General features: G+C 71.4%; 23 protein-coding genes. 15 read left to right on the top strand and 8 right to left on the bottom strand.

The genetic code is table 11. The features are described 5' to 3' along the window. Nucleotides 1–73: 73 nt before the first annotated feature. A complete protein-coding gene (gene pepN, locus DEJ03_RS12845; protein WP_110864898.1) occupies nt 74–2,653 on the bottom strand; it encodes an aminopeptidase N in 2,580 nt (859 codons plus the stop codon). A gap of 213 nt (nt 2,654–2,866) precedes the next feature. Between pepN and DEJ03_RS12840 the strand changes: the two genes are divergently transcribed. Continuing rightward, nucleotides 2,867–3,427, top strand: coding sequence for a disulfide bond formation protein DsbA (locus tag DEJ03_RS12840; protein ID WP_258370818.1), 561 nt, complete (start codon nt 2,867–2,869; stop codon nt 3,425–3,427). A 121-nt stretch (nt 3,428–3,548) separates the two neighbouring features. On the opposite strand, the gene DEJ03_RS12835 is transcribed toward DEJ03_RS12840, so the two are convergent. Next, nucleotides 3,549–4,067, bottom strand: coding sequence for a GNAT family N-acetyltransferase (locus tag DEJ03_RS12835; RefSeq protein WP_110864897.1), 519 nt, complete (start codon nt 4,065–4,067; stop codon nt 3,549–3,551). Here DEJ03_RS12835 and DEJ03_RS12830 point away from each other — a divergent pair. From DEJ03_RS12830 to DEJ03_RS12820, 3 genes are read left to right on the top strand one after another with little or no spacing between them, the layout of a single operon-like run. After that, entirely contained in the window at nt 4,066–4,707 is a 642-nt protein-coding gene (locus tag DEJ03_RS12830) for a helix-turn-helix domain-containing protein (RefSeq protein WP_110864896.1), read from the top strand. The two genes, DEJ03_RS12835 and DEJ03_RS12830, sit on opposite strands and share 2 nt — an antisense overlap. Nucleotides 4,708–4,753: 46 nt before the next feature. Continuing rightward, nucleotides 4,754–5,242, top strand: a complete 489-nt coding sequence (locus DEJ03_RS12825; protein WP_027464669.1) for a ribose-5-phosphate isomerase — start codon at nt 4,754–4,756, stop codon at nt 5,240–5,242. A gap of 36 nt (nt 5,243–5,278) precedes the next feature. Beyond that, nucleotides 5,279–6,208, top strand: coding sequence for an Fpg/Nei family DNA glycosylase (locus DEJ03_RS12820; RefSeq protein ID WP_110864895.1), 930 nt, complete (start codon nt 5,279–5,281; stop codon nt 6,206–6,208). 28 nt (nt 6,209–6,236) lie between these two features. Here DEJ03_RS12820 and DEJ03_RS12815 read toward each other — a convergent pair whose 3' ends face one another. Both DEJ03_RS12815 and DEJ03_RS12810 read right to left on the bottom strand, forming a co-directional pair. Beyond that, a complete protein-coding gene (locus DEJ03_RS12815; RefSeq protein WP_181422711.1) occupies nt 6,237–7,709 on the bottom strand; it encodes an amidohydrolase in 1,473 nt (490 codons plus the stop codon). Further along, nucleotides 7,706–8,365 (bottom strand): FMN-binding negative transcriptional regulator, encoded by a 660-nt coding sequence (locus DEJ03_RS12810; RefSeq protein WP_110864894.1) that lies wholly within the window; start codon nt 8,363–8,365, stop codon nt 7,706–7,708. The genes DEJ03_RS12815 and DEJ03_RS12810 overlap by 4 nt, the downstream gene beginning before the upstream one ends. 179 nt (nt 8,366–8,544) lie before the next feature. Between DEJ03_RS12810 and DEJ03_RS12805 the strand changes: the two genes are divergently transcribed. From DEJ03_RS12805 to DEJ03_RS18000, 9 genes are all read left to right on the top strand, one after another. Then, nucleotides 8,545–10,131: an ABC transporter substrate-binding protein gene (locus tag DEJ03_RS12805; protein ID WP_258370817.1), complete on the top strand. Its 1,587-nt coding sequence runs from the start codon at nt 8,545–8,547 to the stop codon at nt 10,129–10,131. 8 nt (nt 10,132–10,139) lie between these two features. Continuing rightward, on the top strand, nt 10,140–11,540 hold the full coding sequence (locus tag DEJ03_RS12800; RefSeq protein ID WP_110864892.1) for a M14 family zinc carboxypeptidase: 1,401 nt from the start codon (nt 10,140–10,142) through the stop codon (nt 11,538–11,540). Then, nucleotides 11,540–12,481, top strand: coding sequence for an ABC transporter permease (locus DEJ03_RS12795; RefSeq protein ID WP_110864891.1), 942 nt, complete (start codon nt 11,540–11,542; stop codon nt 12,479–12,481). The genes DEJ03_RS12800 and DEJ03_RS12795 overlap by 1 nt, the downstream gene beginning before the upstream one ends. Then, complete coding sequence (locus DEJ03_RS12790) at nt 12,478–13,368, top strand: ABC transporter permease (RefSeq protein WP_110864890.1); 891 nt, start codon at nt 12,478–12,480, stop codon at nt 13,366–13,368. Before DEJ03_RS12795 ends, DEJ03_RS12790 begins: the two co-directional genes overlap by 4 nt. 70 nt (nt 13,369–13,438) lie before the next feature. Next, on the top strand, nt 13,439–14,848 hold the full coding sequence (locus DEJ03_RS12785) for a serine hydrolase (protein ID WP_258370816.1): 1,410 nt from the start codon (nt 13,439–13,441) through the stop codon (nt 14,846–14,848). Next, nucleotides 14,845–15,426: a GbsR/MarR family transcriptional regulator gene (locus tag DEJ03_RS12780; RefSeq protein ID WP_110864889.1), complete on the top strand. Its 582-nt coding sequence runs from the start codon at nt 14,845–14,847 to the stop codon at nt 15,424–15,426. Before DEJ03_RS12785 ends, DEJ03_RS12780 begins: the two co-directional genes overlap by 4 nt. Further along, on the top strand, nt 15,423–17,084 hold the full coding sequence (locus DEJ03_RS12775; RefSeq protein ID WP_110864888.1) for an ABC transporter ATP-binding protein: 1,662 nt from the start codon (nt 15,423–15,425) through the stop codon (nt 17,082–17,084). Before DEJ03_RS12780 ends, DEJ03_RS12775 begins: the two co-directional genes overlap by 4 nt. Before the next feature lie 248 nt (nt 17,085–17,332). Further along, on the top strand, nt 17,333–17,662 hold the full coding sequence (locus DEJ03_RS12770; RefSeq protein ID WP_035807629.1) for a hypothetical protein: 330 nt from the start codon (nt 17,333–17,335) through the stop codon (nt 17,660–17,662). A 101-nt stretch (nt 17,663–17,763) separates the two neighbouring features. After that, the gene (locus tag DEJ03_RS18000; RefSeq protein ID WP_163343414.1) at nt 17,764–17,916 is read left to right on the top strand and encodes a hypothetical protein; all 153 of its coding nucleotides are present in this window, start codon (nt 17,764–17,766) and stop codon (nt 17,914–17,916) included. A 67-nt stretch (nt 17,917–17,983) separates the two neighbouring features. Here the strand turns inward: DEJ03_RS18000 and DEJ03_RS12765 are convergent, their stop codons facing one another. Genes DEJ03_RS12765 through DEJ03_RS12755 form a run of 3 tightly spaced genes read right to left on the bottom strand, consistent with a single transcriptional unit; the run spans nt 17,984 to nt 21,125 of the window. Further along, complete coding sequence (locus DEJ03_RS12765) at nt 17,984–18,841, bottom strand: DMT family transporter (protein ID WP_110864887.1); 858 nt, start codon at nt 18,839–18,841, stop codon at nt 17,984–17,986. 13 nt (nt 18,842–18,854) lie between these two features. Further along, the gene (locus DEJ03_RS12760) at nt 18,855–19,517 is read right to left on the bottom strand and encodes a response regulator transcription factor (protein WP_110864886.1); all 663 of its coding nucleotides are present in this window, start codon (nt 19,515–19,517) and stop codon (nt 18,855–18,857) included. A gap of 39 nt (nt 19,518–19,556) precedes the next feature. Next, nucleotides 19,557–21,125: a sensor histidine kinase gene (locus DEJ03_RS12755; protein ID WP_110864885.1), complete on the bottom strand. Its 1,569-nt coding sequence runs from the start codon at nt 21,123–21,125 to the stop codon at nt 19,557–19,559. 132 nt (nt 21,126–21,257) lie between these two features. Here DEJ03_RS12755 and DEJ03_RS12750 point away from each other — a divergent pair, with 132 nt between their 5' ends. Further along, nucleotides 21,258–22,088, top strand: a complete 831-nt coding sequence (locus DEJ03_RS12750) for a helix-turn-helix domain-containing protein (RefSeq protein ID WP_110864884.1) — start codon at nt 21,258–21,260, stop codon at nt 22,086–22,088. 265 nt (nt 22,089–22,353) lie between these two features. Here DEJ03_RS12750 and DEJ03_RS12745 read toward each other — a convergent pair whose 3' ends face one another. Further along, nucleotides 22,354–23,385 (bottom strand): LacI family DNA-binding transcriptional regulator, encoded by a 1,032-nt coding sequence (locus DEJ03_RS12745; protein ID WP_110864883.1) that lies wholly within the window; start codon nt 23,383–23,385, stop codon nt 22,354–22,356. Nucleotides 23,386–23,503: 118 nt separating this feature from the next. Between DEJ03_RS12745 and DEJ03_RS12740 the strand changes: the two genes are divergently transcribed. Then, on the top strand, nt 23,504–24,778 hold the full coding sequence (locus DEJ03_RS12740) for a sugar ABC transporter substrate-binding protein (protein WP_110864882.1): 1,275 nt from the start codon (nt 23,504–23,506) through the stop codon (nt 24,776–24,778). Nucleotides 24,779–24,797 lie beyond the last annotated feature (19 nt).

Below are 24,797 nucleotides of genomic sequence, written 5' to 3'. Positions count from 1 at the left end.
CCGGTCGATGCTAAGCGGCGGGGCCTCGGCATCCCTGGAGGAACACCAAGACCCCGCCGGATCAGAGCAGGGGTCAGGCGTCGGCGGCCTGGACCCGGAGTGCGCGCTCGGTGCCCGCGAGGCTCTCGGACACGATGCGGCGCAGCGCCGGCGTCTCCGGGTGCTCCTCGAGCCACGCGGCGGCGGCGTCACGGAGCTCGGCCGACGCGAGCGGCGCCGGGTAGAGGCCCGAGACGATGGTGTCCGCCATGTGGTAGCTGCGCTCGGCCCAGATGCGCGTGAGGACCTCGAAGTACTTCGGCACGAGCCCCTCGAGCAGCACCGGGCTGTTCACGTGCTGGAATCCGACCGTGGTCTGGCGCACGATGGCGTTCGGCAGCTCGGACGAGTCGACCAGTGACGAGAACGCCGCCAGCTTGCCCTCGGCCGTGGGGATCGTCGCCCGGGCGCGGGCAGCAGCCTGCTCGCCCGACGCGGTCCTGTCCGCGGCGAGCTCGGCGTCGATCTCGGCGTTGTCCGCAGCACCCGCGAGCACGAGGCCCTCGAGCAGCTCCCAGCGCAGGTCGGTGTCGATCTCGAGGCCCTGCAGCGTGACCGATCCGTCGCGGAGGCCCTGCAGGGTCGCGACGTGCTCGGGCGTGGACGGGACCTGCGCGAAGAACTTCACGAACTGGAACTGCGCGTCCGAGCCGGCCTCAGCCGAGGACGCGAGCTGCCAGAGCGTGTCGCCGACGGTGCGGACCGTGGCCTCGACCGAGCCCGGTGCCACGTAGTTGCGTGCGGTGAGCAGCAGCTGCGAGAGCGTCGTGCGGATGGTCGTCGACTCGGTCTCGGTCGCGATGTTGCCCAGCACCAGGCGGACGTAGTCGCTGGCCGGGGACTCGGCGTCGCGCGTGGCGTCCCACACGGAACCCCAGACGATCGAGCGGGCGAGCGGGTTCGCGATCGACGCGAGGTGCTCGATCGCGGTGCGCCGGGAGTGCTCGTCGAGACGGATCTTGGCGTAGGCCAGGTCGTCGTCGTTCAGCAGCACGAGGTCGCCGCGCTGGACGCCGACGAGCTCGGGCACCTCGGTGCGGGCACCGTCGACGTCGATCTCGACGCGGTGGACCCGCTCGAGCTTGCCGCCGGCGGAGGCCGTGTCGGCGCCGAACGGCGCGGACTCGTCGTTCCGGAAGGCGTACACGCCGATCGCCAGACGGTGCGGGCGCAGCGTCGGGTAGTCGGCGGGGGCTTCCTGCAGGACGGTGAACGACGTGATGACGCCGGACTCGTCGGTCTCGATCTCGGGACGCAGGGTGTTCACGCCCGCGGTCTCGAGCCAGAGCTTCGACCACTCGGTCAGCTCACGGCCGCTCGTCGCCTCGAGCTCGACGAGCAGGTCGCGGAGCTCGGTGTTCGAGTGGTGGTGCTTCTTGAAGTACGCGGAGACACCGGCGAAGAACGCGTCGATGCCGACCCAGGCGACGAGCTGCTTGAGGACCGAGCCGCCCTTCGCGTAGGTGATGCCGTCGAAGTTGACCTGGACGTCCTCGAGGTCGTTGATCGTCGCGACGATCGGGTGCGTCGAGGGGAGCTGGTCCTGGCGGTAGGCCCAGGACTTCTCCATGGCCTGGAACGTGGTCCAGGCCTCGGTCCACTCGGTGGCCTCGGCCGTGGCGATCGTGGAGGCCCACTCGGCGAAGGACTCGTTGAGCCACAGGTCGTTCCACCACTTCATGGTGACCAGGTCGCCGAACCACATGTGGGCGAGCTCGTGCAGGATCGTGACGACCCGGCGCTCCTTGATGGCGTCGGTGACCTTCGACCGGAACACGTAGGTCTCGGTGAAGGTGACCGCGCCGGCGTTCTCCATCGCACCAGCGTTGAACTCCGGTACGAACAGCTGGTCGTACTTGTCGAAGGGGTAGGCGACGTCGAACTTCTCCTCGAAGTACGCGAAGCCCTTCTTCGTGATGTCGAACACGTACTCGGGGTCGAGGTACGAGGCGAGCGACTTGCGCGCGAAGACGCCGAGCGGGATCGTCCGGCCGTCGCGGCTGGTCAGCTCGTCGCGCACGACCTCGTACGGGCCGGCGACGAGCGCGGTGATGTAGCTCGAGATGCGCGCGGTGGGCGGGAAGGCCCAGGTCGCGACGTCGCCGTCGACGTGCGGCTCCGGCGTGGGGGAGTTCGAGACGACCTGCCACCGCGACGGCGCCGTCACGGTGAAGGAGAACTCGGCCTTCAGGTCGGGCTGCTCGAACACCGCGAACATGCGGCGGGAGTCCGGGACCTCGAACTGGGAGTACAGGTACACCTCGTCGTCCACCGGGTCGACGAAGCGGTGCAGGCCTTCACCGGTGTTCGTGTACAGCGCGTCGCTGACGACCACGAGCTCGTTCTGCTCCTGCAGGTCGTCGAGCTGGATGCGCACGCCGTCGTTCACCGCGGCGACGTCGAGCGCGGTGCCGTTCAGCGTGATCGCGTGCACGGTCTTCGTGATGGCGTCGATGAAGGTCGATGCGCCGGCGGTGGCGGTGAAGCGCACCCGCGTGGTGCTGCCGAAGCTGTCGGCGCCGCGGGTCAGGTCGAGCTCGACGTCGTACGTCTGCACGGCGACGACGGCCGCGCGCTCCTGGGCTTCGATTCGGGTGAGGTTCTCTCCGGGCACGCAACGCTCCATCTTCGCTGGGGACGCGGACGATCGGTGTCCGCGTACGGGGCCCCGGACGGCGTCGTGCGCCGGCGGGACGATGGGTTCCAGCCTAGCGACGCCGCGTACGCTCGGATCGTGACCGAGACGACTGTGGACAACCCGACCGACCCCACCACCGCGCGCACCGCCGTGGAGTTCTGGTTTGACCCGAACTGCCCCTGGGCCTGGATGACGAGCCGCTGGGTGGGTGAGGTCGCCGAGCACCGCGACCTCGACGTGACCTGGAACGTGATGAGCCTGTTCGTCCTCAACGAGGACCAGGACGTGCCGGAGAGCTACAAGGAGCGCCTGCACGCCGGTCAGGTCTACCCGCGCATCGTCACGGCGGCGCGGCTCCGGCTCGGGCAGGACATCGTGAAGCCGCTCTACGACGCCCTCGGCGAGCACATCCACCACCGCCAGGAGTCCGACCCGGACCAGGTCGTCCCCGCCGTGCTCGCGGAGCTCGGCCTCGACGCCGACCTGCTCGAGTACGCCTGGACGGACGAGGTCGACGCCGCCGTGCGCGCCAGCCACCAGGACGGCATCGACCGCGTCGGACAGGACGTCGGCACGCCGGTCATCGCCGTCGAGGGCGCCGCGTTCTTCGGACCGGTCATCTCCCCGGCGCCCAAGGGCCAGGAGGCGCTCGACCTGTGGGACGGCGTCGTCGCCGTCGCGAAGTACCCCGGGTTCTTCGAACTCAAGCGCTCGCGCACGGTCGGCCCGATCTTCGACACCACCGACTGACGCTCCGGAACCAGGTTCCGGACACAGCACCGCGGGATCGCGTGGTTCCGTGTCCGGAACCAGGTTCGGTTCGTCGACGGGCGGCCGGGAGGCCCGTGGTGCGCCCGCCCCGCCCGTCGCGTCAGACGAGCGGCAGGCGCATGAGCGTCAGGTCGAGCCAGCGGTCGAACTTGCGTCCGACCTCGGGCACGACCGCGACCGTGGTGAACCCCAGGCGTTCGTGCAGGGCGATCGACCCCGTGTTGGTGCTGCAGATCCCGGCCATCATGACGTGCCGGCCGTCGGCGGTGGCCCGCGCGACCAACTCGGCCATCAGGGTCGTCGCGATGCCCCGGCCGCGGAACGCCTCGACCACGTAGACGCTGTGCTCGACGGTCAGCCGGTACCCGTCCGGTTGCCGCCACTGGGAGTACGTGGCGTACCCGGCCACGGCGCCGTCGACCTCGGCCACGACCACCGGGTACCCGCCGCCCTGCCGCTCGGCGAGCCACCCGTCGAAGTACGCACGCGGGTGCGGGGTGTCCTGCCAGATGGCGGTGGAGTGCAGCACCGCATCGACGTGCAGGGCGTGCACGACGTCGAGGTCGGTCGGGGAGCAGTCGCGGATCACGACCCCGTTCGTCGCATATGCTGTCGTCATGTCTCACATCGTAGACGACGCATACGCCGATCCCGCAACCGGCGCCGACGACACCTCGGTCGCCGAGCAGCGGGCGCTCGGTGAACGCCTCCAGCGACTCCGCACCGAGCGGAAGTGGAGCCTCACCGAGCTCGCCGAGGAGTCCGGCGTCTCCCGCGCGATGATCAACCGGGTCGAACGCGGGGTCTCCAGCCCCACCGCGACGATCCTCGGTCGCTTGTCGGGTGCCTTCGGTCTGACGATCTCGCAGCTCCTCGACGATGCCCTGGAGCACGAGGTGCCCAGGGTGACGGACCCCGACGAGGCGCGCGGGGTCCAGCGCGGCGCGACCGCCGATTCCTGGACCGATCCCGACACCGGGTACCGCCGCCGTCCGGTCTCGAGCGCGGCGTTCCCCGCTGACGTCACCGAGGTGCGCCTCCCGGCCGGCCGCGAGGTGGCCTACCCGGCGTCCGCCTACGCGTTCCTGCGGCACTGCATCTGGGTCGTCGACGGCGTGCTCGAGGTCGTCGTCGGCGGCGAGCCGACGCGCCTGGCGGCGGGGGACCGGATCGAGCTCGGCGACCCCGCCGACGTCGTCTACCGCAACCCGGGCGAGGACCCCACCCGGTACCTCGTCGTGGTGGTCCGCGCACCGTAGTCCGTGGTGGTCCGGGCCCCGGAGCCGCAGGAATATGATCGGTTCCATGCGCATCCACCTCGGAACGGACCACGCCGGCCTCGAGTTCAACAAGACCCTCGCAACCCACCTGACCGAAGCCGGGCACGAGGTGGTGGACCACGGTCCGACCGAGTACGACGCGCTCGACGACTACCCCTCGTTCTGCATCAACGCCGCGCACGCCGTGGTGCAGGACCAGCGCGCCGGAGTCCAGGCCCTCGGCGTCGTCTTCGGCGGTTCCGGCAACGGTGAGCAGATCGCCGCCAACAAGGTCGAGGGCATCCGCGCCGCGCTCGTCTGGAACGAGTCGACCGCCCTGCTCGCCCGGCAGCACAACGACGCCAACGTCATCTCCATCGGTGCCCGCCAGCACACCGAGGACGAAGCGATCCGGTTCGTCGACCTGTTCATCGCCGAGCCGTTCTCGGGCGAAGAGCGCCACGCCCGCCGCATCGCCCAGCTGGCCGAGTACGAGACCACCGGGCTGATCGCCGGCCGCCAGATCGACGCGTAGTCCGACCCGTCAGGGGTACCGGGTAGAACGGTAGTCATGCCCGAGGGTCACTCCGTCCACCGCATCGCCAACCAGTTCACCCGGCACTTCGTCGGCAAGCGCTGCGAGGTGTCGAGCCCCCAGGGTCGCTTCGCCGCCGGGGCCGCGCAGCTCGACGGCAAGCGCATGATCGCCGCGCGTGCGGTGGCGAAGCAGATGTTCCTGGAGTTCGAGGACGACCTGTTCCTCCGCGTCCACCTCGGGCTGTACGGGGCGTGGGACTTCGCGGGCGTGATCTCCACCGCCGAGGCGCTGTCCGACGACGACGACCGCGAAGAGTCGCTCAGCTCGATCGGCGCCCCGCGGCTCGCCCGCTACCGGATGGCCGAGCAGGAGAAGGCGGAGGACCCGATCGAGTCCTTCCCGCCGGACCCGGTGGGCCAGGTCCGGGTGCGGATCCTCACCGAGGACACCGTCGCCGACCTGCGTGGCCCGACCGCGTGCGTCGTGGAGACCCCGGCCGAGGTGCAGCGCGCGCTCGACAAGCTCGGCCCCGACCCGATGAACGACGACGGGCCCGAGGCGGAGAAGACCTTCGTCGACAACGTCCGCCGTCGGAACGTCGCGATCGGGCAGCTGCTCATGGACCAGTCCGTCGTGGCCGGCATCGGCAACATCTACCGCGCCGAGCTGCTGTTCCGGCAGCGCATCGACCCGTACAAGCCCGGCAAGAAGATCACCGTCAAGCAGGCCAAGGCGCTCTGGGCCGACTGGTCGAAGCTGTTGCACGACGGCGTCCGCGACGGCCTGATGATGACGATGGACGACCTGTCCGAGGCCGACCACAAGAAGGCCCTGCGCTCCCGTAAGGACCGCCACTGGGTGTACCACCGCCAGGGCGAGCCGTGCCGGGTGTGCGGCACCGAGATCCGGATGGCCGACATGGCCGGTCGGAAGCTCTACTGGTGCCCGAAGGACCAGAAGTAGCTCACGGGGCACAGGCGCACCCGCCCGCTCACACCTCCCGGTACGTGAACCGCCCGGCGACGGCCGTCCCGAGCACCCGCATGCCGCGCAGTGCGGCGGACGAGGACGCGGCCAGCGGGTCGGTCTCGACGAGCACCAGGTCCGCCACGTCGCCGACGGACACCCCGACGCGCCCGTCGGTCGACCCCTGCCACGCGACGAGTGCCGAGAGCCGTTCGGCGGGGTGCCACGGGTCCCGCCCGTCGCGGTCCCGCCCGACGGCCGCCGCCATCGACACCCACGGGTCGAGCGGCGCCACCGGGGCGTCCGAGCCGAGCAGCAGGTGCGCGCCGGCCCGGGCGAGCGAGGCGAAGGCGAACGCCCGGTCGGTGTGCCCGGCCCAGTGCCGGTCGGCGATGTCCCGGTCGTCCATGGCGTGTTCGGGCTGCACGGACGCGGCGACCCCGAGCCGGGCGAACCGGTCGACGTCGGTGTCGACGAGCAACTGCGCGTGCTCGATCGTGCCGCGGGCCCCGACGGACTCGAAGACGTCGAGCGCCAGGGTGTTCGCACGGTCGCCGATCGCGTGGATCGCGGGGACGAGTCCGGCGTCGACGGCACGGCGGGTGATCGCGACGAGCTCCTCGAACGGCCAGGCGAGCACACCGGAGCCGTCGGTCATGGCGGCGGTCCGGGTGCCGAGCGACCCGTCCGTGACCACCTTGAACGGCCCCATCGTGAGCAGGCCCCGCGTGCCGTCGACCACGTCGCCGGTGCGCAGTCCCCGGGCGATGGCCTCGTCGAGCTCGGCCGGGTACACCCCGGACGCGACCCGGATCGCGTCGGTGCCTGCGTGGATCCGGCGGCGCCAGCGGTCGAGCCCGAAGCGCATCTCGAGGTCGACCACGCCCGTCACCCCGCGGGCTGCCGCAGCCTCGGCAGCGTCCGCCACGTAGGCGTCGAGCAGGTCGTCCGGCACCTGCGACAGCGCTCCGGTCACGTCGAACGCGTCCTGCTCGCGCAGGACCCCGTCCTCACCCGCCTCGAGCGGGCGGCCGACAGCAGCCGAGAAGTGCGCGAGCGCGAGCGCGTTGCACCACACCGCGTGCAGGTCCGCGCTGATCACGACGACCGGGAGGCCCGGGGCAGCCTGGTCGAGCAGCTCGCGTCGCGCAGGGCGCGGCCACATCCCGTCGCGGTAGCCGTGTCCGACCAGGACGCGGTCCGCCACGCCCGCCCGCGCGACGGCGGCGAGCAGGTCGGCGGTCGTCTCGGCGGAGTCGCAGCCGGTGACGTCGACACGGCGGCGGACGAGTGCCCACTGGTCGAAGTGCGTGTGGTGGTCGCGGAGCCCCGGGCCGAGCCAGGCGCCGGCGGCCTCGACGACGTCGGTGTCGACGCTCCTGGGGTCGAGGGTGCCGGTCGGTGCGATCTCGGTGACGCGACCGTCGACGACGCGGACGTCGGCAGGGGCCCCGGAGGTGCCCACCCGCCGGACGGTGCGGAGCAGGACGTCCGTCACGACGCCTCCAGGCCGTTCGCCGGGGACGGGACGGGCCGGACCCGCTCGACCTCGTCGGCGAGCGCCGGCGACGCGTAGGGGCCGTCGCCCCGCAGCCCGGCGACGATGCGGTCGATCACCTCGGGAGCCTTGTTCTGCGACAGCTTGGCGCGGGCGTCGAACCGGGTGACGCGGATCCGGATGCCGACGGTGCCCTTGGCCATCCGGCGAGCGGTCTCCTCGTCGATCTGCAACGACACGGGCGAGGGCATGACCCGCTCGAAGTGGTCGACGAGTTCGCCGAGCACCCGGAAGTTCTCGTCGTCGGACAGGATCTCGGGGGTGCCCCAGACGTGGGCGGTGACGTGGTTCCAGGTGGGCACGAACTGCTCCGGCGGGTACCAGGCGGGGGAGACGTAGCCGTGCGGGCCCTGGAACACGACGAGGACCTCGTGCCGTCCGAGTTCGTGCGCGACCTCGTCGGGGCGGCCGACGTGGGACACCAGCACGAGGGCGTCCGGGTCGTCGTCGGGGCCGGGGGTCTCGAGCAGCACCGGGTAGTGCGACGCCACCAGCCCGGCCGCGGTGTGCGACACGATCGTCGCCCACGGGTTCCCGGTGATGAGGCGTCGGACCTCGTCGACGTCGGTCATCAGGAAGTGCGGTGTGTGGCGCATGTTCCGAGCGTGGCACAACGGGCCCGGTCGCGCGACGGGTGTCGTTTCGTCAGTGTTTCTGCGCGGTAAAACTCTCAGAGCGCATTGAAAGAAGTCTTGTGGTCGGGATTCGAACCGTCCTAGCTTTCCCACCACGACGACCGGGCAGGGATCCGGCCGCACCCGATCGAGGAGAGATCATGCGACGCAGGACGATCGCCGCGCTGGCCGCGGCGGCAACCTTGGCACTGGTGGCGACCGGCTGTTCGGCGGGCGGCGCGGCTGACGACGACGCTCCCTCGAGCCTGGTCTACGCGACCGGCGAGCCCGATCACCTGACCCCGGGCCGGCAGACCGTAGCCTTCGACCAGGTGATGAGCGTGTTCGCGCCGCTCACCCAGACCGACGCCGACGGTGATCTGCAATACGTCGCGGCGAAGAGCGTCGAGAGCGACGACGCCACCACGTGGACGATCACGCTGCGGGACGGCTGGACGTTCCAGAACGGCGAGGCCGTCACGCCGGAGAGCTACGTGAAGGCCTGGAACCACGTCGCCTACGGCCCGAACGCGTGGGAGAACAGCGGTCAGCTCGCCGGGATCGTCGGGTACACCGACCTCAACCCGGCGAAGGGCACCCCGAAGACCAAGGAGATGTCGGGGCTGAAGGTCACCGGCAAGGACACCTTCACGGTCACGCTCACCCACGCGGACAGCCAGTTCCCCCTGCAGCTCAGCCAGGCCCAGACGGCGTTCTACCCGATGCCCGAGGCCGCGTACGACGACCTGAAGGCGTACGACAAGAAGCCGATCGGCAACGGCCCGTACGAGATGACGAAGGCGTGGAAGGCGGACCAGGAGTTCACCGTCACGGCCTGGAAGGACTACGAGGGCACGAAGCCCGCCACCGACGAGGTGACCTTCCGCAGCTACTCCGACATGAACACCGCGTACACCGACGTCCTGGCCGGCAACGCCGACGTGCTGTTCCTGCCGACCGACAAGATGACGAGCGCGAAGGCCGACTTCGGCGACCGCCTGCACTCCTTCGACGCCCCCGGCATCGACTACCTCGGATTCCCGCTGTGGGACGACCGGTACTCCGACCCCGACGTGCGCCGCGCGATCTCGATGTCGATCGACCGTGACGAGGTCAACGACGCGATCTACGGCGGCCTGTACGACCCGGCCACCGCGCTGACCCCACCGTCGATGTCCGGCACCGAAGAGGGCATCTGCGGCGACGCCTGCGAGTTCGACCCGGCAGCGGCGAAGAAGCTCCTCGCCAGTGCCGGCGGCTTCGACGGCACCATGACGCTCGTCTACCCGGGCGGCACCGGCCTCGACTCCCTGTACGAGGCGTACGCCAACCAGATCCGGCAGAACCTGGGCGTCGACGCCGAGGCGAAGGCCACCACCGACTGGGCGTCCTACTACTCGGAGCTCACCGACAAGACCGTCGCCGGCCCGCACTTCGGCCACTGGGGCGCGCTGTACATCAGCCAGCAGAACACGCTCCGTGCGCTGTTCACCACGGCCGGCGGCTGCTCCCCGTGCACCGGCTACTACCAGTCCGACGACGTCGACTCGCTGCTCGAGAAGGCCGACTCCGCCGGCTCGCAGGACGAGGCGAACGGGTACTACACGAAGACGCAGCAGGCCGTCCTGAAGGACTTCCCGATCGTCCCGACCTTCTTCGACAAGTACTCGTACGTCACGAGCGACAAGATCGCGAAGCTGCCGGCGGTGGCGGGCAGCCCCGTGATCGCGCAGATCGCCGTGAAGTAGGGCGGGGCATGGAGCAGCACACCGTCCTCGACCTGGTCCGCGACGTCCCCGACCGCGACGGCTTCCCGCTCGTCGACGACCTGCACGCCCGGTTCGCCGCGCTCGCCGCGGCGCACCCCGACCGGGTCACGGTCACCCGGATCGGCACGAGCCGCCTCGGCGAACCCCTGCACAGTTACCGCATCGGCACCGGGTCGCACGCGGCCGTCGTGGTCGGCGGGGTGCACCCGAACGAGCCGATCGGTTCGTGGACGGCACTGCACCTCGCCGAGACGGCCCTCGGTGACGAGCGGGTGCAGGCGCTCGACGTCACCTGGCACATCGTCCCGACGATCGACCCGGACGGCATGCGGCTCAACGAGGCGTGGTTCCACGACCCGCACGACCGCGTGTTCTGCTCGCGGCACTTCTACCGGCCCGCTCCGGACAGCCAGGTCGAGTGGACGTTCCCGAACAGCTACAAGTCGGTGTACTTCGACCAGGTGCTGCCCGAGACGCTCGCGTTCATGCGGCTCATCGACGACACCGAGCCGGACCTGCTCGTGAGCCTGCACAACGGTGAGATGGGCGGGGTCTACTACTACCTGTCCGAGGACCTGCCCGACGTCGTCGAGACCCTGCACGCGGTGCCGGCCGCACTCGGGCTGCCGCTCGACACCGGGGAGCCGGAGTCCCCGTACCTGCGGGAGCTCGCCCCGGCCGTGTTCGCGATGGACGGCATCGAGACGGCGTACGCCTACCTCGAGGAACTCGGCGTCGACCCCGGCGAGCACATCCACGGCGGATCGAGCGCGGCGTGGGCGATGCGGCACGGCGCCCTCTGCATGGTGGCCGAGCTGCCGTACTGGAGCCACCCCGACGCCGACGACCAGACCCCGACCGGCGAGCCGTACGCCGACCTGCTGCGCCGGTGCGCGGACGAGCTCGGCGCCTCGGGTGCGGAGCTGCAGGCGTTCCTCGACGAGGCATCGCCGATGCTCACGATCCCGTCCCCGTTCGTCGAGGCCTCCCGTGCGTTCGTCCCGATGCTCGCCGGGATCGCGGACACCGACCGCCGCCGTGCCGAACGGGAACCGGCCGACCGGACGGCCACCGTCGCGGAGCGCTTCGGATGCGAGGACCTCGTCCGCTGCTTCCGCCTGCGCTACGGCGGCATGCTCCTGCGCGCCGTCGAGGCGGAGACGACCGCCGGCACGGCGTCCGCGCCGCTCCGGCGGCTCCGCGACCGCCTGGCCGAGCGCTACGCGCGCTGGCAGGCGGACGCGTCGACGGGTGCGCAGCCGATCCCGGTGGGGAAGCTCGTGGGCGTGCAGTACGGGGCGATCCTCGCCTGCGCGGCGCACGTGGCGGACCCGACCCACGCCTCCCGTCCGCCCCTGATCACCACGGGACAGACGGGAGGCGCGTGATGCGTCCGACGCTCGCCGTCGGTCGCCGACTCGGCGGCCTGGTCATCGTGTTCCTCGGGGTGACCTTCCTCATCTACGCGATGACGTTCGCGCTGCCCGGTGACCCGATCAAGGCGCTCGGCGGCGAGCGCCCCCTCACCGACTCGGTCGTGCGGGCGCTGCGGGCGGAGTACCACCTGGACCAGCCGCTGTGGCTGCAGTACGTGCAGTACCTGGGCGGCCTGTTCCGGGGTGACTTCGGCACCGACTTCAACGGGCAGTCCGTCGGCGAGCAGATGGCCTCGCGATGGCCCGTGACGATCACGCTGGCGCTCAGCGCCTGGGCGCTCGAGATCGTCCTCGGCATCGGGCTCGGCGTGGTCTCGGCGCTCAGGCGCGGCACCGTGCTCGACAAGACGGTGCTCGTCGGCACCATCGTCGTCGGAGCCGTCCCCGTGTTCGTGCTCGGCGTGGCCCTGCAGCTGGTGTTCTCGGTGCGGCTCCACTGGTTCCCGGTCGCGGGCGTCAGCGCCGGGTGGCCGACCGCGTACGTCCTGCCGGCGTTCGTGATCGCCCTGTTCGGCCTGGCCGCGGTGTCCCGGCTCACCCGGACGTCGATGATCGAGACACTCGACGCCGACTACGTGCGGACGGCCCGCGCCAAGGGGCTCGCGCCGGGCCGGATCGTCGGCGTGCACGTCCTGCGGAACTCGCTCATCCCGACCGCCACCTACCTGGCGACCGACCTCGGGTACCTGATGGGCGGCACCGTCATCATCGAGGGCATCTTCAACCTGCCGGGCGTCGGGAACCTGCTGTTCCAGGGCATCCGCTCGCACGAGGGTGCCGTCGTCGTCGGCATCTCGACCGCCCTCATCCTGGTGTTCCTCGTCACGAGCGTGCTCGTCGACCTGCTGCACGCCGCCCTCGACCCGCGCGTCCGGACAGGAGCCTCCCGATGACCACCGAAGCCCTCGGCGCCACCGTCGACCCCGTCGTCGGGGTCCGGCGTCGGCCACTGCTCGCCGCCGCACGGACGCCGGGGTTCTGGGTGCCCGCGTCGGTGCTCGTGGTGGTCCTGCTCATCGCGGCGTTCCCGCAGCTGTTCGCCGGGCTGTTCGGCCACGGCGACCCCCGGGTGTGCGACCTCGGCCGGAGCGGGGCGTCAGCGACCGCCGGGCACCCGTTCGGCTTCGACCTGCAGGGCTGCGACGTGTACGCGAACGTCATCTGGGGCACCCGGTCGTCGATCGCCGTCGCGGTGCTCACGACCCTGCTCGCCGGCATGGTCGCGGTCGTCGTCGGGACCGTCGCGGGCATGGTCGGCGGATGGGTGGACGCCGTCCTCGCCCGGCTCACCGACGTGTTCCTCGGGTTCCCGTTCCTGCTCGGCGCCGTCGTCGTGCTGAACAGCGTGGGGGAGCGGTCGGTGCTCACCGTGTCGCTCGTGCTCGCCCTGTTCGGGTGGCCGACGATGGCCCGGCTCGTGCGGTCGAGCGTCCGCAGCGTCCGGGGCGCCGAGTTCGTGCTCGCCGCCCGGACGATGGGGTTGTCGACGTGGCGGATCACCACCCGGTACGTGCTGCCGTCGTCGATCTCGCCGCTGCTCGTGCTCGCCACCATCACCGTCGGTGGGGTCATCGTGTCCGAGTCGTCGCTGACCTACCTCGGCATCGGGCTGGAGCGTCCGGCGATCTCGTGGGGGCTGCAGCTGTCCGCGGCGACGTCGCAGTTCCTCCGGGCCCCGCACATGCTCATCGCGCCGGCGGCGTTCCTCGCCGTGACCGTGCTCGCCGTCATCGCGCTCGGCGACACGCTGCGCGCCGCACTCGACCCGCGTCGGCGCTGACGTGCGTCGCGGCGGGCACCGTCGCGACCGACGCGCCAGACTCGAACCACCGCCCTTCGAAAGGACCACCGTGACCGACACCCTCTCCGCGTACCGGAAGACCCTGCCCTACATCCGCGAGTGGGTGTCGTACAAGGTGTGGCAGTTGCAGGTGCCCGGCGTGCAGGTCGCCGTCGGCTTCGGCGGCGAGGTCCTGTTCGACGAGGCCTGGGGCTACGCCGACGTCGAGGCCGGGCGCCGCCTGACCACCTCCGACCTGTTCCGCATCGCCTCGCACTCCAAGACCTTCACCGCGACGGCCCTGCTGCAGCTCGCCGAGCGCGGGTCGCTCCGGCTCGACGACACCGTCGGCACGTACGTCCCGGCCCTGGTCGACGGCGGCTCGCCGCTCGCCGACGCCACCCTGCGCGAGCTCATGGAGATGGGCGCCGGCGTCATCCGCGACGGACACGACGGCGACTACTGGTCCCTGCTCCGCCCGTTCCCCGACGAGCAGGAACTCCTGGCGCTCGTGCTCGACCGGGGCCAGAAGGTGCCGACCGGCTCGTCGTTCAACTACTCGAACCTCGGCTACTCCCTGCTCGGCCTGGTCATCGCCGCGGTGTCCGGCCAGTCGTACAACGACTTCGTGCGGGAGTCGATCACCGAACCCCTGGGCTTGCGGAACACCGGCCCCGACTGGGACCCCGCACGCGCCGACGACTTCGTGGTCGGGTACACCGGCTTCCACACCGCGCGGCACCGGCAGCGCATCGACCACGTCGACACCCGCGCGATGGCCGCCGCCACCGGGTTCCACGGCACCGCGTCCGACCTGGTCCGCTACTTCTCGCAGCACGTGATCGGGCAGGGCACCCTGCTCGACGACCACTCCAAGCGCCTCGCGCAGCGGAAGGCCTGGAGCGCCACCGACGACCCCGCGGCCCGCGGCTACGGTGCCGGGTTCATCGTCGACCGGATCGGCGGGCGCGAGATCCGCGGCCACTCGGGTGGGTTCCCCGGCCACATCACCCAGTCGATGTTCGACCCGGCGTCCGGGCTCGTCGTGTCCGTGCTCACGAGTGCCGCCGCCGGACCCGCCACGCTCATCGCCACCGCGGTCATCGCCATGCTCGACGCCGCGGCCGACGCCGACGCCCCGGGGACCCCGGTACCCGACGACGTCGACACCGCCACGTTCACCGGACGCTTCGCCAACCCGTGGGGCGTCACCGACGTCGCCCGGATCGGTGACCGGCTCGTCGAGGTCGACCCGTCCGGCGCCGAGCCGATGGACACCCCCACCCGACTCGAGGTCGTCGACGCCGACACCCTGCGGATGACCCACGGCAACCGCTTCGGCTCGGTCGACGAGGACATCACCTACACCCGCGACGAGGACGGCACCGTGCGGGCGATCCGTGGCGGTGGCGGCATGTCGCAGGAGCCGTGGTCGATCCCGGACGAGCGACCCGAGGTGGCCGCCGGGCTGGCCTCGTGACGGACGACAGGGGCGCCGACGGCACCGACGGCGCCGGCACCGACGCCGACGACGACCGGCTGCTCGGACCGGAGCGCCAGGCGTTCGTCGAGGAGTTCGCCCTGATGCTCAACGACGGCGCGGGCATGCCCCTCACCGACGCCCGGGTGCTCGGCTACCTGATGATGACCCGCGCACCGCACTCGTCGTCGTCGGACCTGCAGGCAGCGCTCGGTGCCAGCTCGGGGTCGGTGTCGATGGCCACCCGACGGCTCGTCGACTCCGGGTTCGTGAAGCGCCACATCGTCCCCGGCGAGCGCAGTCACTACTTCCGCGCCGAGGCCGACGTCTGGGGCTCCTGGCTCGCCAGCGAACGGAAGTACCTCGACCGGCAGCGCGACATCATCGGCCGCGGGCTCGCCGTCGTCGAGGGCGCCGGCCGTACCGGCACGGGCGACGTGGACGCCGAGGTCCGCGAGCGTCTGCTCAACGGCCGCGACTACATGCAGTGGCTGCAGGGCTACCACCGCAAGATGCTCGAGGAGTGGGAGGCCTTCAAGGCCGCCCGCGACGACACCGACCCCCCGGAGACCCCATGAGCGGCACCACCGACGTCCTGACCGTCGAGCACCTCACCGTCACCTTCGACGTGGACGGCGAGGTGGTCCGCGCCGTCGACGACGCCTCGTTCACCGTGGCCCGGGGCGAGGTCGTCGCGGTCGTGGGGGAGTCCGGCTCCGGCAAGAGCATGACCGCGATGACCGCGATGGGCATCGCCCCCGACGGTGCGCGCGCCTCGGGGAGCATCCGGCTCGGCGACCTCGAGGTCATCGGCACCGACGAGCGCACCCTCCGGTCGGTCCGGGGCCGCAGCGTGTCGATGATCTTCCAGGACCCGTCCGCGGCGCTGAACCCGGTGTTCACCATCGGGTTCCAGCTCGCCGAGGCCGTCCGACGCACCGACGGCCAGCACGACCGCGCCGCCGTCCGGGAGCGCTCGCTCGAGCTGCTCCGCGCCGTGGAGGTCCCCGAACCCGAACGCCGCCTGGGCCAGTACCCGCACGAACTCTCCGGCGGGCAGGCCCAGCGCGTGATGATCGCGATGGCGCTCGCCGCCGACCCGGACCTACTCATCGCGGACGAGCCGACGACCGCCCTCGACGTCACCGTGCAGGCCGAGGTGCTCGACGTCCTCCGCGCGCTGCGCGAGCGCACCGGCACCGCGATCCTGCTCATCACCCACGACATGGGCGTCGTCGCGGACCTCGCCGACCGCGTGGTCGTGATGCGCCGAGGCCGCGTCGTCGAGACCGGCACCGCCGAGGCGGTCTTCGCCGCACCGTCCGCCGACTACACGCGCGAACTCCTCACTGCGGTCCCGCGCATGGGCACCGGGTCCGGTCTGGAGGCCCGGCTCGGCTCCGCCACGGAGCCCCCGGCCGCCGTCCTGGACGTCCGGCACCTCGTGGTCGAGTACGGCGGCGCCCTGCGCGGGCGCTTCCGTGCCGTCGACGACGTGTCGTTCACCGTCGGCCGTGGCGAGATCGTCGGCCTGGTGGGGGAGTCCGGCAGTGGCAAGACCACCATCGGCCGGGCCGCGGTGGGCCTCGCGCCGATCACCTCGGGCTCGGTGGTCGTCGACGGCACCGACGTCGCCGGCGCACGACGAGCCGCCCGCCGGCAGATGCGCCAGCACGTCGGCGTGGTGTTCCAGAACCCGCTCCGGTCGCTCAACCCCCGGTACACCGTCGGGCAGACCGTCGCCGAGCCGCTCCGCCAGATCCTCCGGCTGCCGGCGGTGCAGGTCGAGGAGCGTGTCGAACGGCTCCTCGCCGACGTCGGTCTCGACGGCGGGTACGCCGAGCGCTACCCGCACGAACTCTCCGGCGGCCAACGGCAACGCGTCGCGATCGCCCGCGCGGTGGCGCTCGACCCCGCGCTCCTGATCGCCGACGAGCCGACGAGCGCACTCGACGTGTCGGTGCAGGCCCGCGTGCTCGACGTGTTCCGCGAGCTGCAGGAGCGCCTCGGGTTCGCGTGCCTGTTCGTCACGCACGACCTCGCCGTGGTCGACACCCTGTGCGACCGGGTCGTCGTGCTGCACGGTGGCCGGGTCGCCGAACACGGCACGCGCGACGCCATCCTGCGCTCGCCCCAGGACCCGTACACACGACGGCTCATCCAGGCCGCCCCGGTGCCGGACCCCGGGGAGCAGGCACGCCGACGCTCCGAGCGTCTGGCGGCCCGCGCGGGCTGAGCCGGAGCCGGAGTGTGCGTCGACTCCCGCTGCTCTGCCCGGCGAGGGACGGACGTTCGTGTCCGCGCGATGACGGTTCCGGTTCGCGCCGCCCGGGGATCGTGAACCAGAACCGTCAACGAGGTGGGAACGCGTGCCCATCCGCCCCGGCTCGCCGCCCGCCGACGACACGCCCGTCCGACGCCAGGTCGTCGTCCAGACGGCGCGGTCGACTTGACTGTCGTTCGAACACACGTTCGAATACCGTCGTGGGACGGCGTCGCGAGAACCGGTGGCAGCCCCCGGAACACCCGGAGGTCGAGCGTCCGCGCGCGTACTCCCTGTCGGAGGACGCCCGCGGCGGCGACGTCTGCCACGCCGTCACCCCGAAGCCGGTCTGGGCGTGGATCCAGTTCCCGACCTTCCACGTCCGGGTGAAGGCCTTCGCCAAGAGCTGGACCCGCGACGCCGTGCTGGTGGAGTGGGCGCAGTTCGGGCAGCAGGCCGAGGCGTGGGTGTGGCGCTCCGCGGTGAAGCACCGCACGCTCCGTGCCGACCGGGACAGCGCGAACCGGAGTCCACAGAACGCACTGCGTTGACTTCCACCCGCACCCCGAGGATGGTTTAGCGAACGCGGGTTCAGCAAGTAACTCACTGATCGAGGCATTCGATCCGGACCCGTGCCCACGAAGGAGGCACCATGAAGAACGCAGCGGTGCCGTCCTGGGTCGCCCACGTGCTCACCCCTCCCGAGGTCATCAGCGCCTACGTCGAGCGGCGGATCAACGATCCGTCCCTCCTGTCGGGTGAGCAGTCGGAGCCCACGTACGCAGACTTCCTGCGCGACGAGTAGACGGTCTTCTCAGGAAGCCCGGATCACGCACCGCCGTCGGCGGACGTGATCCGGCCCTCCTCTTCGTTCACCCCACCGGTCCGCCGCGTCGGCGACGGGCCGACAGCGTCACGCCGACGCTCGCGGCGGTGACGCACGCCAGGGCGACCGTCTCGAGCACCGACAGCCCCTCGGCCAGCACGACGAGGCCGGCCAGGGCGGCGATCGCCGGGCCGAGGCTCTGCAGCACCCCGAACACCCGTGTCGGCATCCGGCGGAGCGCGAGCATCTCGAGGGCGTACGGCAGCACGCTGGACAGCACGGCGACGGCGCCGAAGACGAGCAGGAGCGTCGGTTCGCGCAGGACGCCGTCGACCGCGGACCGGAGCCCGAACGGCAACGACACGAGCATCGCGACCACCATCGACACGACGAGCCCGTCGACGCCGGGGATCGCGGCGCCGACGTGCCGGTTCATCACGATGTAGCCCGCCCAGCACGCGGCGGCGAGGACCGCCCAGACGACCCCGCCCACCTCGGTCACCGCGGTCGGCCCGACGCCGAGCAGCACGACCCCCGCGAGCGCCAGCACGGCCCAGAGGGCATCGCGCCAGCGCCGGGTGTGCACGAGCGACAGGGCGAGCGGCCCGAGGAACTCGATCGTCACGGCGACACCGATCGGGATGCTCGCGAACGACAGGTAGATGAAGACGTTCATGCCGCCGAGCGCCAGGCCGAGGCCGACCGCACCGAGCCACTGCGCCCGCGTCCAGTGCCGGACGCGGGGACGGACCACCAGGGCGAGCACGACGGCGCCGATGACGAGCCGCAGCGTGGCGGCACCGACCGCGCCGACGTCGTCGAAGTGGGTCTTCGCGATCGCGGCGCCGAGCTGGACGGACACCATCGCGGTGAGGGCCAGCAGGGGTGCGGGGACCCGGTTCATCCTCGGGCTCGGCTCATCCGAGGTAGGCGAGGACGGCGAGGACGCGGCGGTGGTCCTCTCCGGTGTCCTCGAGCGCGAGCTTGCCGAAGATGCTCGACACGTGCTTCTCGACGGCTCCGGTGCCGATCACCAGGGCGCGGGCGATCGCGGCGTTCGTGCGGCCCTCGGCCATCAGCCCGAGCACGTCACGCTCGCGCGGGGTCAGGGCTGCGAGCGGGTCGCGGCGGCGGCTCATCAGCTGCGTGACGACCTCGGGGTCGAGCACGGTGCCCCCGGCGGCGATGCGGCGGACGGCGTCGTCGATCTCCTCGAGCCGGGTGACGCGGTCCTTGAGCAGGTAGCCGATGCCGGTCGCGCCGGCCGCGAGGACGTCCTCGGCGTAGGTGGCCTCGACGTACTGGGAGAGCAGGAGCACACCCGTCCGTGGAGCGATCCGGCGGGTCTCGACGGCGGCGCGGACACCCTCGTCGGTGAAGGTCGGCGGCATCCGCACGTCCATCACCACGACGTCGGGTGCACCCTCGGGCAGCGTCGCCAGGAAGGCCCGGGCGTCGGAGTACTGCCCGATGACGTCGATGCCGGCCTCGTCGAGCACGCGGGCCAGGCCCTCGCGCAGCAGGACGGCGTCGTCGACGACGACGGCCCGGATGCGTGCTGCATGCGGGCCGTCTGTCATGCCGACCAGCCTAGTGGGAGCGCGGGCGCCCCCGTGGGGTCACGACCGCTGGTTCGCCGCCGTCGGGACGCCGTTCAGGGCACCGAGGGGGATCCGGGCGGTGGCCTCGGTCGGGCCACCCTCGGGGCTCGAGACGACCAGGTCGCCGTCGAGGGCCCGCATGCGGCCGATCAGGCCCTCGATCCCGTGGCCCTGCTGCGGTCGGGCACCGCCCCGGCCGTCGTCGGTGACGCTGACCGTCAGGTACCAGAGGCCCGAGGCGTCGACGACCAGGCCGAGGTACACCCCGGCGGTGGTGGCGCCGGCGTGCTTCATGGTGTTCGTCAGCAGCTCGCTCACCGTGAAGTACACGTTGCGCTGGATCTCCGTGGCGAGCTCCAGGCCCTCGGGCAGCCGGACGTCCAGGCCCACCGGGATCGGGGTGCGGGCGACCAGTGCTTCGAGCGCCGCGACGAGTCCGCGGTCGAGCAGGATCGGCGGGGCGAAGCCGCGTGACAGGGCGCGCAGTTCGTCGAGGGCGTCCTGGGCGTGCTCGGACGCCTCACCGATGAGCTGCTTGGCCTTCTCGGGGTCCTTCTCGAAGGCGCGCTCGGCGGCGGACAGGTCCATGCGGAGTCGCACCAGCCGCTGCTGCGGGCCGTCGTGCAGGTCGCGCTCGATCTGGCGGAGTGCCTGCCCCTCGGCGGTGACGGCACCGGCGCGGGAGGCCTGCAGGCCGGCGACGCGCTGCTCGAGCTGCTCGGCGCGGAAGCCGCCCAGCAGGCCGAAGTCGACCCAGTAGTGCGCCAGGACGGATCCGCGGGCCCAGAGCGGGAAGAGCACGACCGAGGCGGCCATCGACAGCAGGCCGAGGGCGCCGACGCCGGTCACGAACCCGACGCTGTCCGTGAAGTAGCCGACCCGGACGTTGTTCGCGAAGTACAGTCCGCCCACGACGATCGGCCAGGCGAAGCCGACGAGCAGCAGTGCACCGGTCCCGACGGTCACGACCGCGACGAGCGGGTAGACGACCGCGGCGTGCAGCAGGTAAAGCCAGTAGTGCGGGTTGGCGACGGCCGAGCCGGTACGGGTCCACCAGTTCTGCTGCCACCGGGGCGTCCAGTCCACCGGGCGGATCGGGCGTCGGTCGGCCCAGCTCATGCGGAGCTTCTCGAACTGTCCGAGCCACCGCGCCACGAACAGCGCGATGAAGAACATGAGCAGGACGAAGGGGTTGAAGAGGTCGCGGAACCCGCCACCGAAGATCGCCGCCGGGAACGCGAAGTACAGCGTGCAGAGCAGCACGGCGGTGAGCGCCATGTAGCCGAAGTCCCGCGGCAGGCGCCTCCACGCGTCGCGGTAGAACTGCCCGGCGGTCATGCCGGACCCGCGACCGGAACCACCGACCGGACCGGACCCGACCCGCGGGGTGGCGCTCCACGACGCCGGCGGGGACTGCGGGGCGTCCTGGGGGTCCTGCTGGTGCTGGCGCGGGTACTGGGGCATCGGCTTGGTGGCTCCAGGGGGCACGAAGTCGCCCAGCGGGACGGTCTGGGCCTGGTCGGGCGAAGGCGTGACGTCGTCCAGCGGGACGGTTCGCGCCTGGTCGAGGCGGTCGGTGTCGGTCATGCATCCAGCCTCGCGATCGCGGAGCCGTTCCCCCATCCTGCCCTCTCCCCACCCCGGGTGGGGTTATCCCCCCTCTTCCACAGGTCGCCCGATCCACGCCCACGCGTCCTGCCCGTGGATCACGCTCGTCGGATGGGTGACGCGCTCCGAGCACTGATCGACGCCGTCGGGCTCCAGGTCGGGCCGGGCACCGAGGTCCGGTCCGACGACGAGGCGTGGACGCTCGACGTCGAACCGACGGGCACCCACGTCTGGGTGGCGACGCGGTCCCGCTCCGTGTGGGTCCGGCACGGAGAGGACATCGCGATCGTCGACGCCGGCACCGCCGCCCTCGTCGAAGGGCACGCGACGATCACGATCAGCACGGGCCCCGAGCGCTCCGGCCCGCCCCGCGTCGCGGAGACGTACGCGTTCCCGCACGAGGCGCTCTTCGCCCTCACCGGTGTCCTCGTCGGTGCCGCAACGCTCGGCCCGCTCGTCGACGAGGTCCTCGCACTCCCGCCCATCGCGAGCACCGGCCCACCCGGTGCGCCCTCGCCAGACGTCGGCCTCGCGCTGCGCCACGTCGGGCACCTCGACGGCGGGAGGTGGCACGGCGCGCAGCAGCAGGCCCTCGCCCGGCTCGTCGTCACGACGGTGCTCCGCGACAACCCGCCCCCGATGCTCGGCGACAACGGTCTCGCGCGGATCCTCGACCGCCTGTTCGATCCGGCTGGTCCGTCGTCTCTGCAGGGCATCCTCGTCGGTGTCCGGATGTCGGAGCGCACCCTCGAGCGCCGGTGCGCCGCAGCAACGGGATGCTCGCCCGCGCAGCTCGGCCGCTGGTACCGCAGTCTCGCCGTCCGCAGCGCACTCACCCGTGGCGACCGCCCGTCCGACGTCGCGACACGCTTCGGCTTCAGCACGACGTCGTCCATGCGGCGAGCCCTCGAGCGGGTCCGACCCCCGACGACCCGCCGGTGACCGTCGACCGCGGGGAAGGAGGTTCCGATCCGCATCGATGACGGTTCTGGTTCACGATCCTCGGGTTTCGTGAACCAGAACCGTCACGGCGCGGAGAAGACCACGTCGTCCCGCGTCGGTGCAGTGCAGTGCGGTGCGTGCGCCAGTTGCAGGCAGCCGCGCCGCGCTGCGGGAGGGGGAGCGGCGGCAGCGGGCGCGTCGGCAGCCGGACTGGCGAGCACGGCGGGAGCGGGAGCGGGTCGTCGGCGCCGACGTCCGGAGCGGGTCAGGCGGGGGCGCGGCCGGTGGACTCGCGGACGCTCAGGGTGAGCGAGGGGCCCGGGCGTGAGGGGAGCGGGGCGCTGGCGTCGATCTGCGCGCGCAGCAGGGTCGCCGCACGCTGTCCGAGCTCGACGGTGTCGCGGGTGAGCGAGGTGATCGCCGGGCGGACGAGCCGGATCATCGCCGAGTCGTCGAAGGACACGATCGAGACGTCGCCGGGCACCGCGACGCCCATCTCGCTCGCCACGCCCAGCCCGGCGACGGCGAGCACGTCGTTGTCGTAGACGATCGCGGTCGGTCGGACGCTCCGGGACAGCAGGGTGCGGGTGGCGCTCGCGCCGGCCTCGGCCGAGTAGTCCGTCGGCACCGAGACCGTGTCGTCGAGCCCCTCGTCGGCAGCGAACGCCCGGAGCCGGTCCATGCGCATGGCGGTGTGCTCGAACTCGGGCCGGCCGGCGACGTGCGCGATGCGTCGGTGCCCGAGGGCGTGCAGGTACCGCAGAACGGTGTCGGTGGCGTCCGAGTCGTCGATCCAGACCGTGGGGGCGGCGCCGTCGGGGGAGGGGTGCGAGCCGACGACGACGGTGGGCAGGCCGAGGTCGGCGAGCAGGGCGAGCCGGGCGTCGTCGCGACGAGGGTCGATCACGATCACGCCGTCGACACGGTGTCCGCGCCACCAGTCCCGGTAGGTCTCGAGTTCTTCCTCGGCATCGCGCGCGACGAGCAGGTTCATGCCGACGTGGGTGCCGGCGAGCCCGAGCTGGATGCCGGAGATCAGGTCGCCGAAGAACGACTCCGTGCCCAGGGTCCGGGCCGGGCGGTTCAGCACGAAGCCGATGGAACCGGCCTTCGCGCCGCCGAGTGCCCGGGCCGCGGTGTGCGGCTGCCAGTCGAGCTCGCGGGCGATCTCGCGCACGCGGCGACGGGTCTCGTCGGAGACCCCGGGGCGGTCGTTCAACGCGAACGACACCGCACTGATGGACACGCCGGCCCGCGCGGCGATGTCGGCGATCGTCGTTCGACGCTTGGTGGCCACGGGGTTGACTATAGCGCTTTAGTCATTCACAGTGGCTGCCACACACGGGTTCGGTGACTGCTGCTGAACCGGTTCAGCTATGACGAGGGAGTCAGACGCCATGAGGACCACCACACGCATGACGAGGGGCCGCGCCACCGCGCTGCTCGCGACGGCCGCCGCCACGGCGCTCGTCCTGACCGGCTGCTCGAGCGGCGGGAACGCGGCCGACAACGGCGGCGGCGAGATCAGCGGCACCATCACCCTGCAGACCTGGGCGCTCACGCCGACCTACACGGGGTACCTCAACGGGGTCATCAAGGACTTCGAGCAGGCCCACCCGGACGCGAAGGTGAAGCTGCAGGACCAGCCCGGCGACGGGTACGCCGACAAGGTGCTCAGCCAGGCCTCGTCGAACAGCCTGCCCGACGTGATCAACCTGCCGCCGGACATCGCCCTGCCCCTCGCGAAGCGCGGGTTCCTGCAGGACGTCGCGAAGGACGACTCGAAGCTCGCCAGCACGTACGTCGCCGGCGCGTTGGACTCCTACAAGTACAAGGGCGTCGACGGCACGTTCGGGTACCCCTGGTACCTCAACACCGACGTGAACTACTGGAACTCGACGATGTTCGCCAAGTGCGGCCTCGACGCGAAGAACCCGCCGAAGACCACCGACGAGCTGTTCACGCAGGCGAAGACCATGCACGACAACTGCCCGACCGACTACCTGATGAGCCGGAAGCCCGGCCTCGGTGACTTCACGCTCGCCGGCGTCAAGGTGCTCAACGCCGACGGCACGAAGTTCACCTTCGCCGACTCGTCCAAGGCCGCCGACCTGATCGACCGCTACAAGGACGCGTACCAGGACGGCTACATGCCCTCCAACGTGCTGAACAGCGACTACCTCGGCAACTCCACCCTGTTCACGCAGGCCAAGGTCGCCTGGACCACCGGTGGTGCCACCTCGCTCGCCGACTTCGAGAAGAACAACCCGTCGCTCAAGGGCAAGGTCACCGTCAGCCCCGCACTCGACACCCCGCCGCTCTACGTGCAGGGCCTGTCGGTCTCGAGCAAGTCGAAGCACCTCGCCACCGCCGAGGCCTTCGCGAAGTTCATGACCAACGCGGAGAACCAGGAGGCGTTCGCGCACAAGGTCAACATCTTCCCGTCCACCACGTCGTCGCAGTCCGACCCGTACTTCTCGAAGGACGACGGCACCGTGAACGGCGAGGCCCGGGTCCTCGCGAACGAGGCCCTGAAGACGGCGAAGGTCATCAACCCGGTCGAGGCGAACTCCGCGATGACGGACTTCCTCGACCAGCAGATCGCCCTCGCGATGAAGGGCCAGGTGGCGCCGAAGCAGGCGCTCGAGACCGCCCAGACCAAGATGAACAGCCTGCTGGCCAACGGCTGATCCGGCCCCGGAGAAGGAA

It is taken from the genome of Curtobacterium sp. MCLR17_043, from assembly GCF_003224215.1.
Taxonomy (GTDB): domain Bacteria; phylum Actinomycetota; class Actinomycetes; order Actinomycetales; family Microbacteriaceae; genus Curtobacterium; species Curtobacterium flaccumfaciens.
Note: the sequence above shows the minus strand (reverse complement) of the source record. Positions and strands in the feature narration are given on the sequence as shown.

Bases quoted from the DNA above. Each gene is read 5' to 3' on its own strand.
- DEJ03_RS12840 (WP_258370818.1), top strand. From the start codon at position 2,867: ATGACGAGCCGCTGGGTGGGTGAGGTCGCCGAGCACCGCGACCTCGAC.
- DEJ03_RS12830 (WP_110864896.1), top strand. From the start codon at position 4,066: ATGTCTCACATCGTAGACGACGCATACGCCGATCCCGCAACCGGCGCC.
- DEJ03_RS12835 (WP_110864897.1), bottom strand. From the start codon at position 4,067: ATGACGACAGCATATGCGACGAACGGGGTCGTGATCCGCGACTGCTCC.
- DEJ03_RS12825 (WP_027464669.1), top strand. From the start codon at position 4,754: ATGCGCATCCACCTCGGAACGGACCACGCCGGCCTCGAGTTCAACAAG.
- DEJ03_RS12820 (WP_110864895.1), top strand. From the start codon at position 5,279: ATGCCCGAGGGTCACTCCGTCCACCGCATCGCCAACCAGTTCACCCGG.
- DEJ03_RS12810 (WP_110864894.1), bottom strand. From the start codon at position 8,365: ATGCGCCACACACCGCACTTCCTGATGACCGACGTCGACGAGGTCCGA.
- DEJ03_RS12805 (WP_258370817.1), top strand. From the start codon at position 8,545: ATGCGACGCAGGACGATCGCCGCGCTGGCCGCGGCGGCAACCTTGGCA.
- DEJ03_RS12800 (WP_110864892.1), top strand. From the start codon at position 10,140: ATGGAGCAGCACACCGTCCTCGACCTGGTCCGCGACGTCCCCGACCGC.
- DEJ03_RS12795 (WP_110864891.1), top strand. From the start codon at position 11,540: ATGCGTCCGACGCTCGCCGTCGGTCGCCGACTCGGCGGCCTGGTCATC.
- DEJ03_RS12790 (WP_110864890.1), top strand. From the start codon at position 12,478: ATGACCACCGAAGCCCTCGGCGCCACCGTCGACCCCGTCGTCGGGGTC.
- DEJ03_RS12775 (WP_110864888.1), top strand. From the start codon at position 15,423: ATGAGCGGCACCACCGACGTCCTGACCGTCGAGCACCTCACCGTCACC.
- DEJ03_RS18000 (WP_163343414.1), top strand. From the start codon at position 17,764: ATGAAGAACGCAGCGGTGCCGTCCTGGGTCGCCCACGTGCTCACCCCT.
- DEJ03_RS12765 (WP_110864887.1), bottom strand. From the start codon at position 18,841: ATGAACCGGGTCCCCGCACCCCTGCTGGCCCTCACCGCGATGGTGTCC.
- DEJ03_RS12760 (WP_110864886.1), bottom strand. From the start codon at position 19,517: ATGACAGACGGCCCGCATGCAGCACGCATCCGGGCCGTCGTCGTCGAC.
- DEJ03_RS12755 (WP_110864885.1), bottom strand. From the start codon at position 21,125: ATGACCGACACCGACCGCCTCGACCAGGCGCGAACCGTCCCGCTGGAC.
- DEJ03_RS12750 (WP_110864884.1), top strand. From the start codon at position 21,258: ATGGGTGACGCGCTCCGAGCACTGATCGACGCCGTCGGGCTCCAGGTC.
- DEJ03_RS12740 (WP_110864882.1), top strand. From the start codon at position 23,504: ATGACGAGGGGCCGCGCCACCGCGCTGCTCGCGACGGCCGCCGCCACG.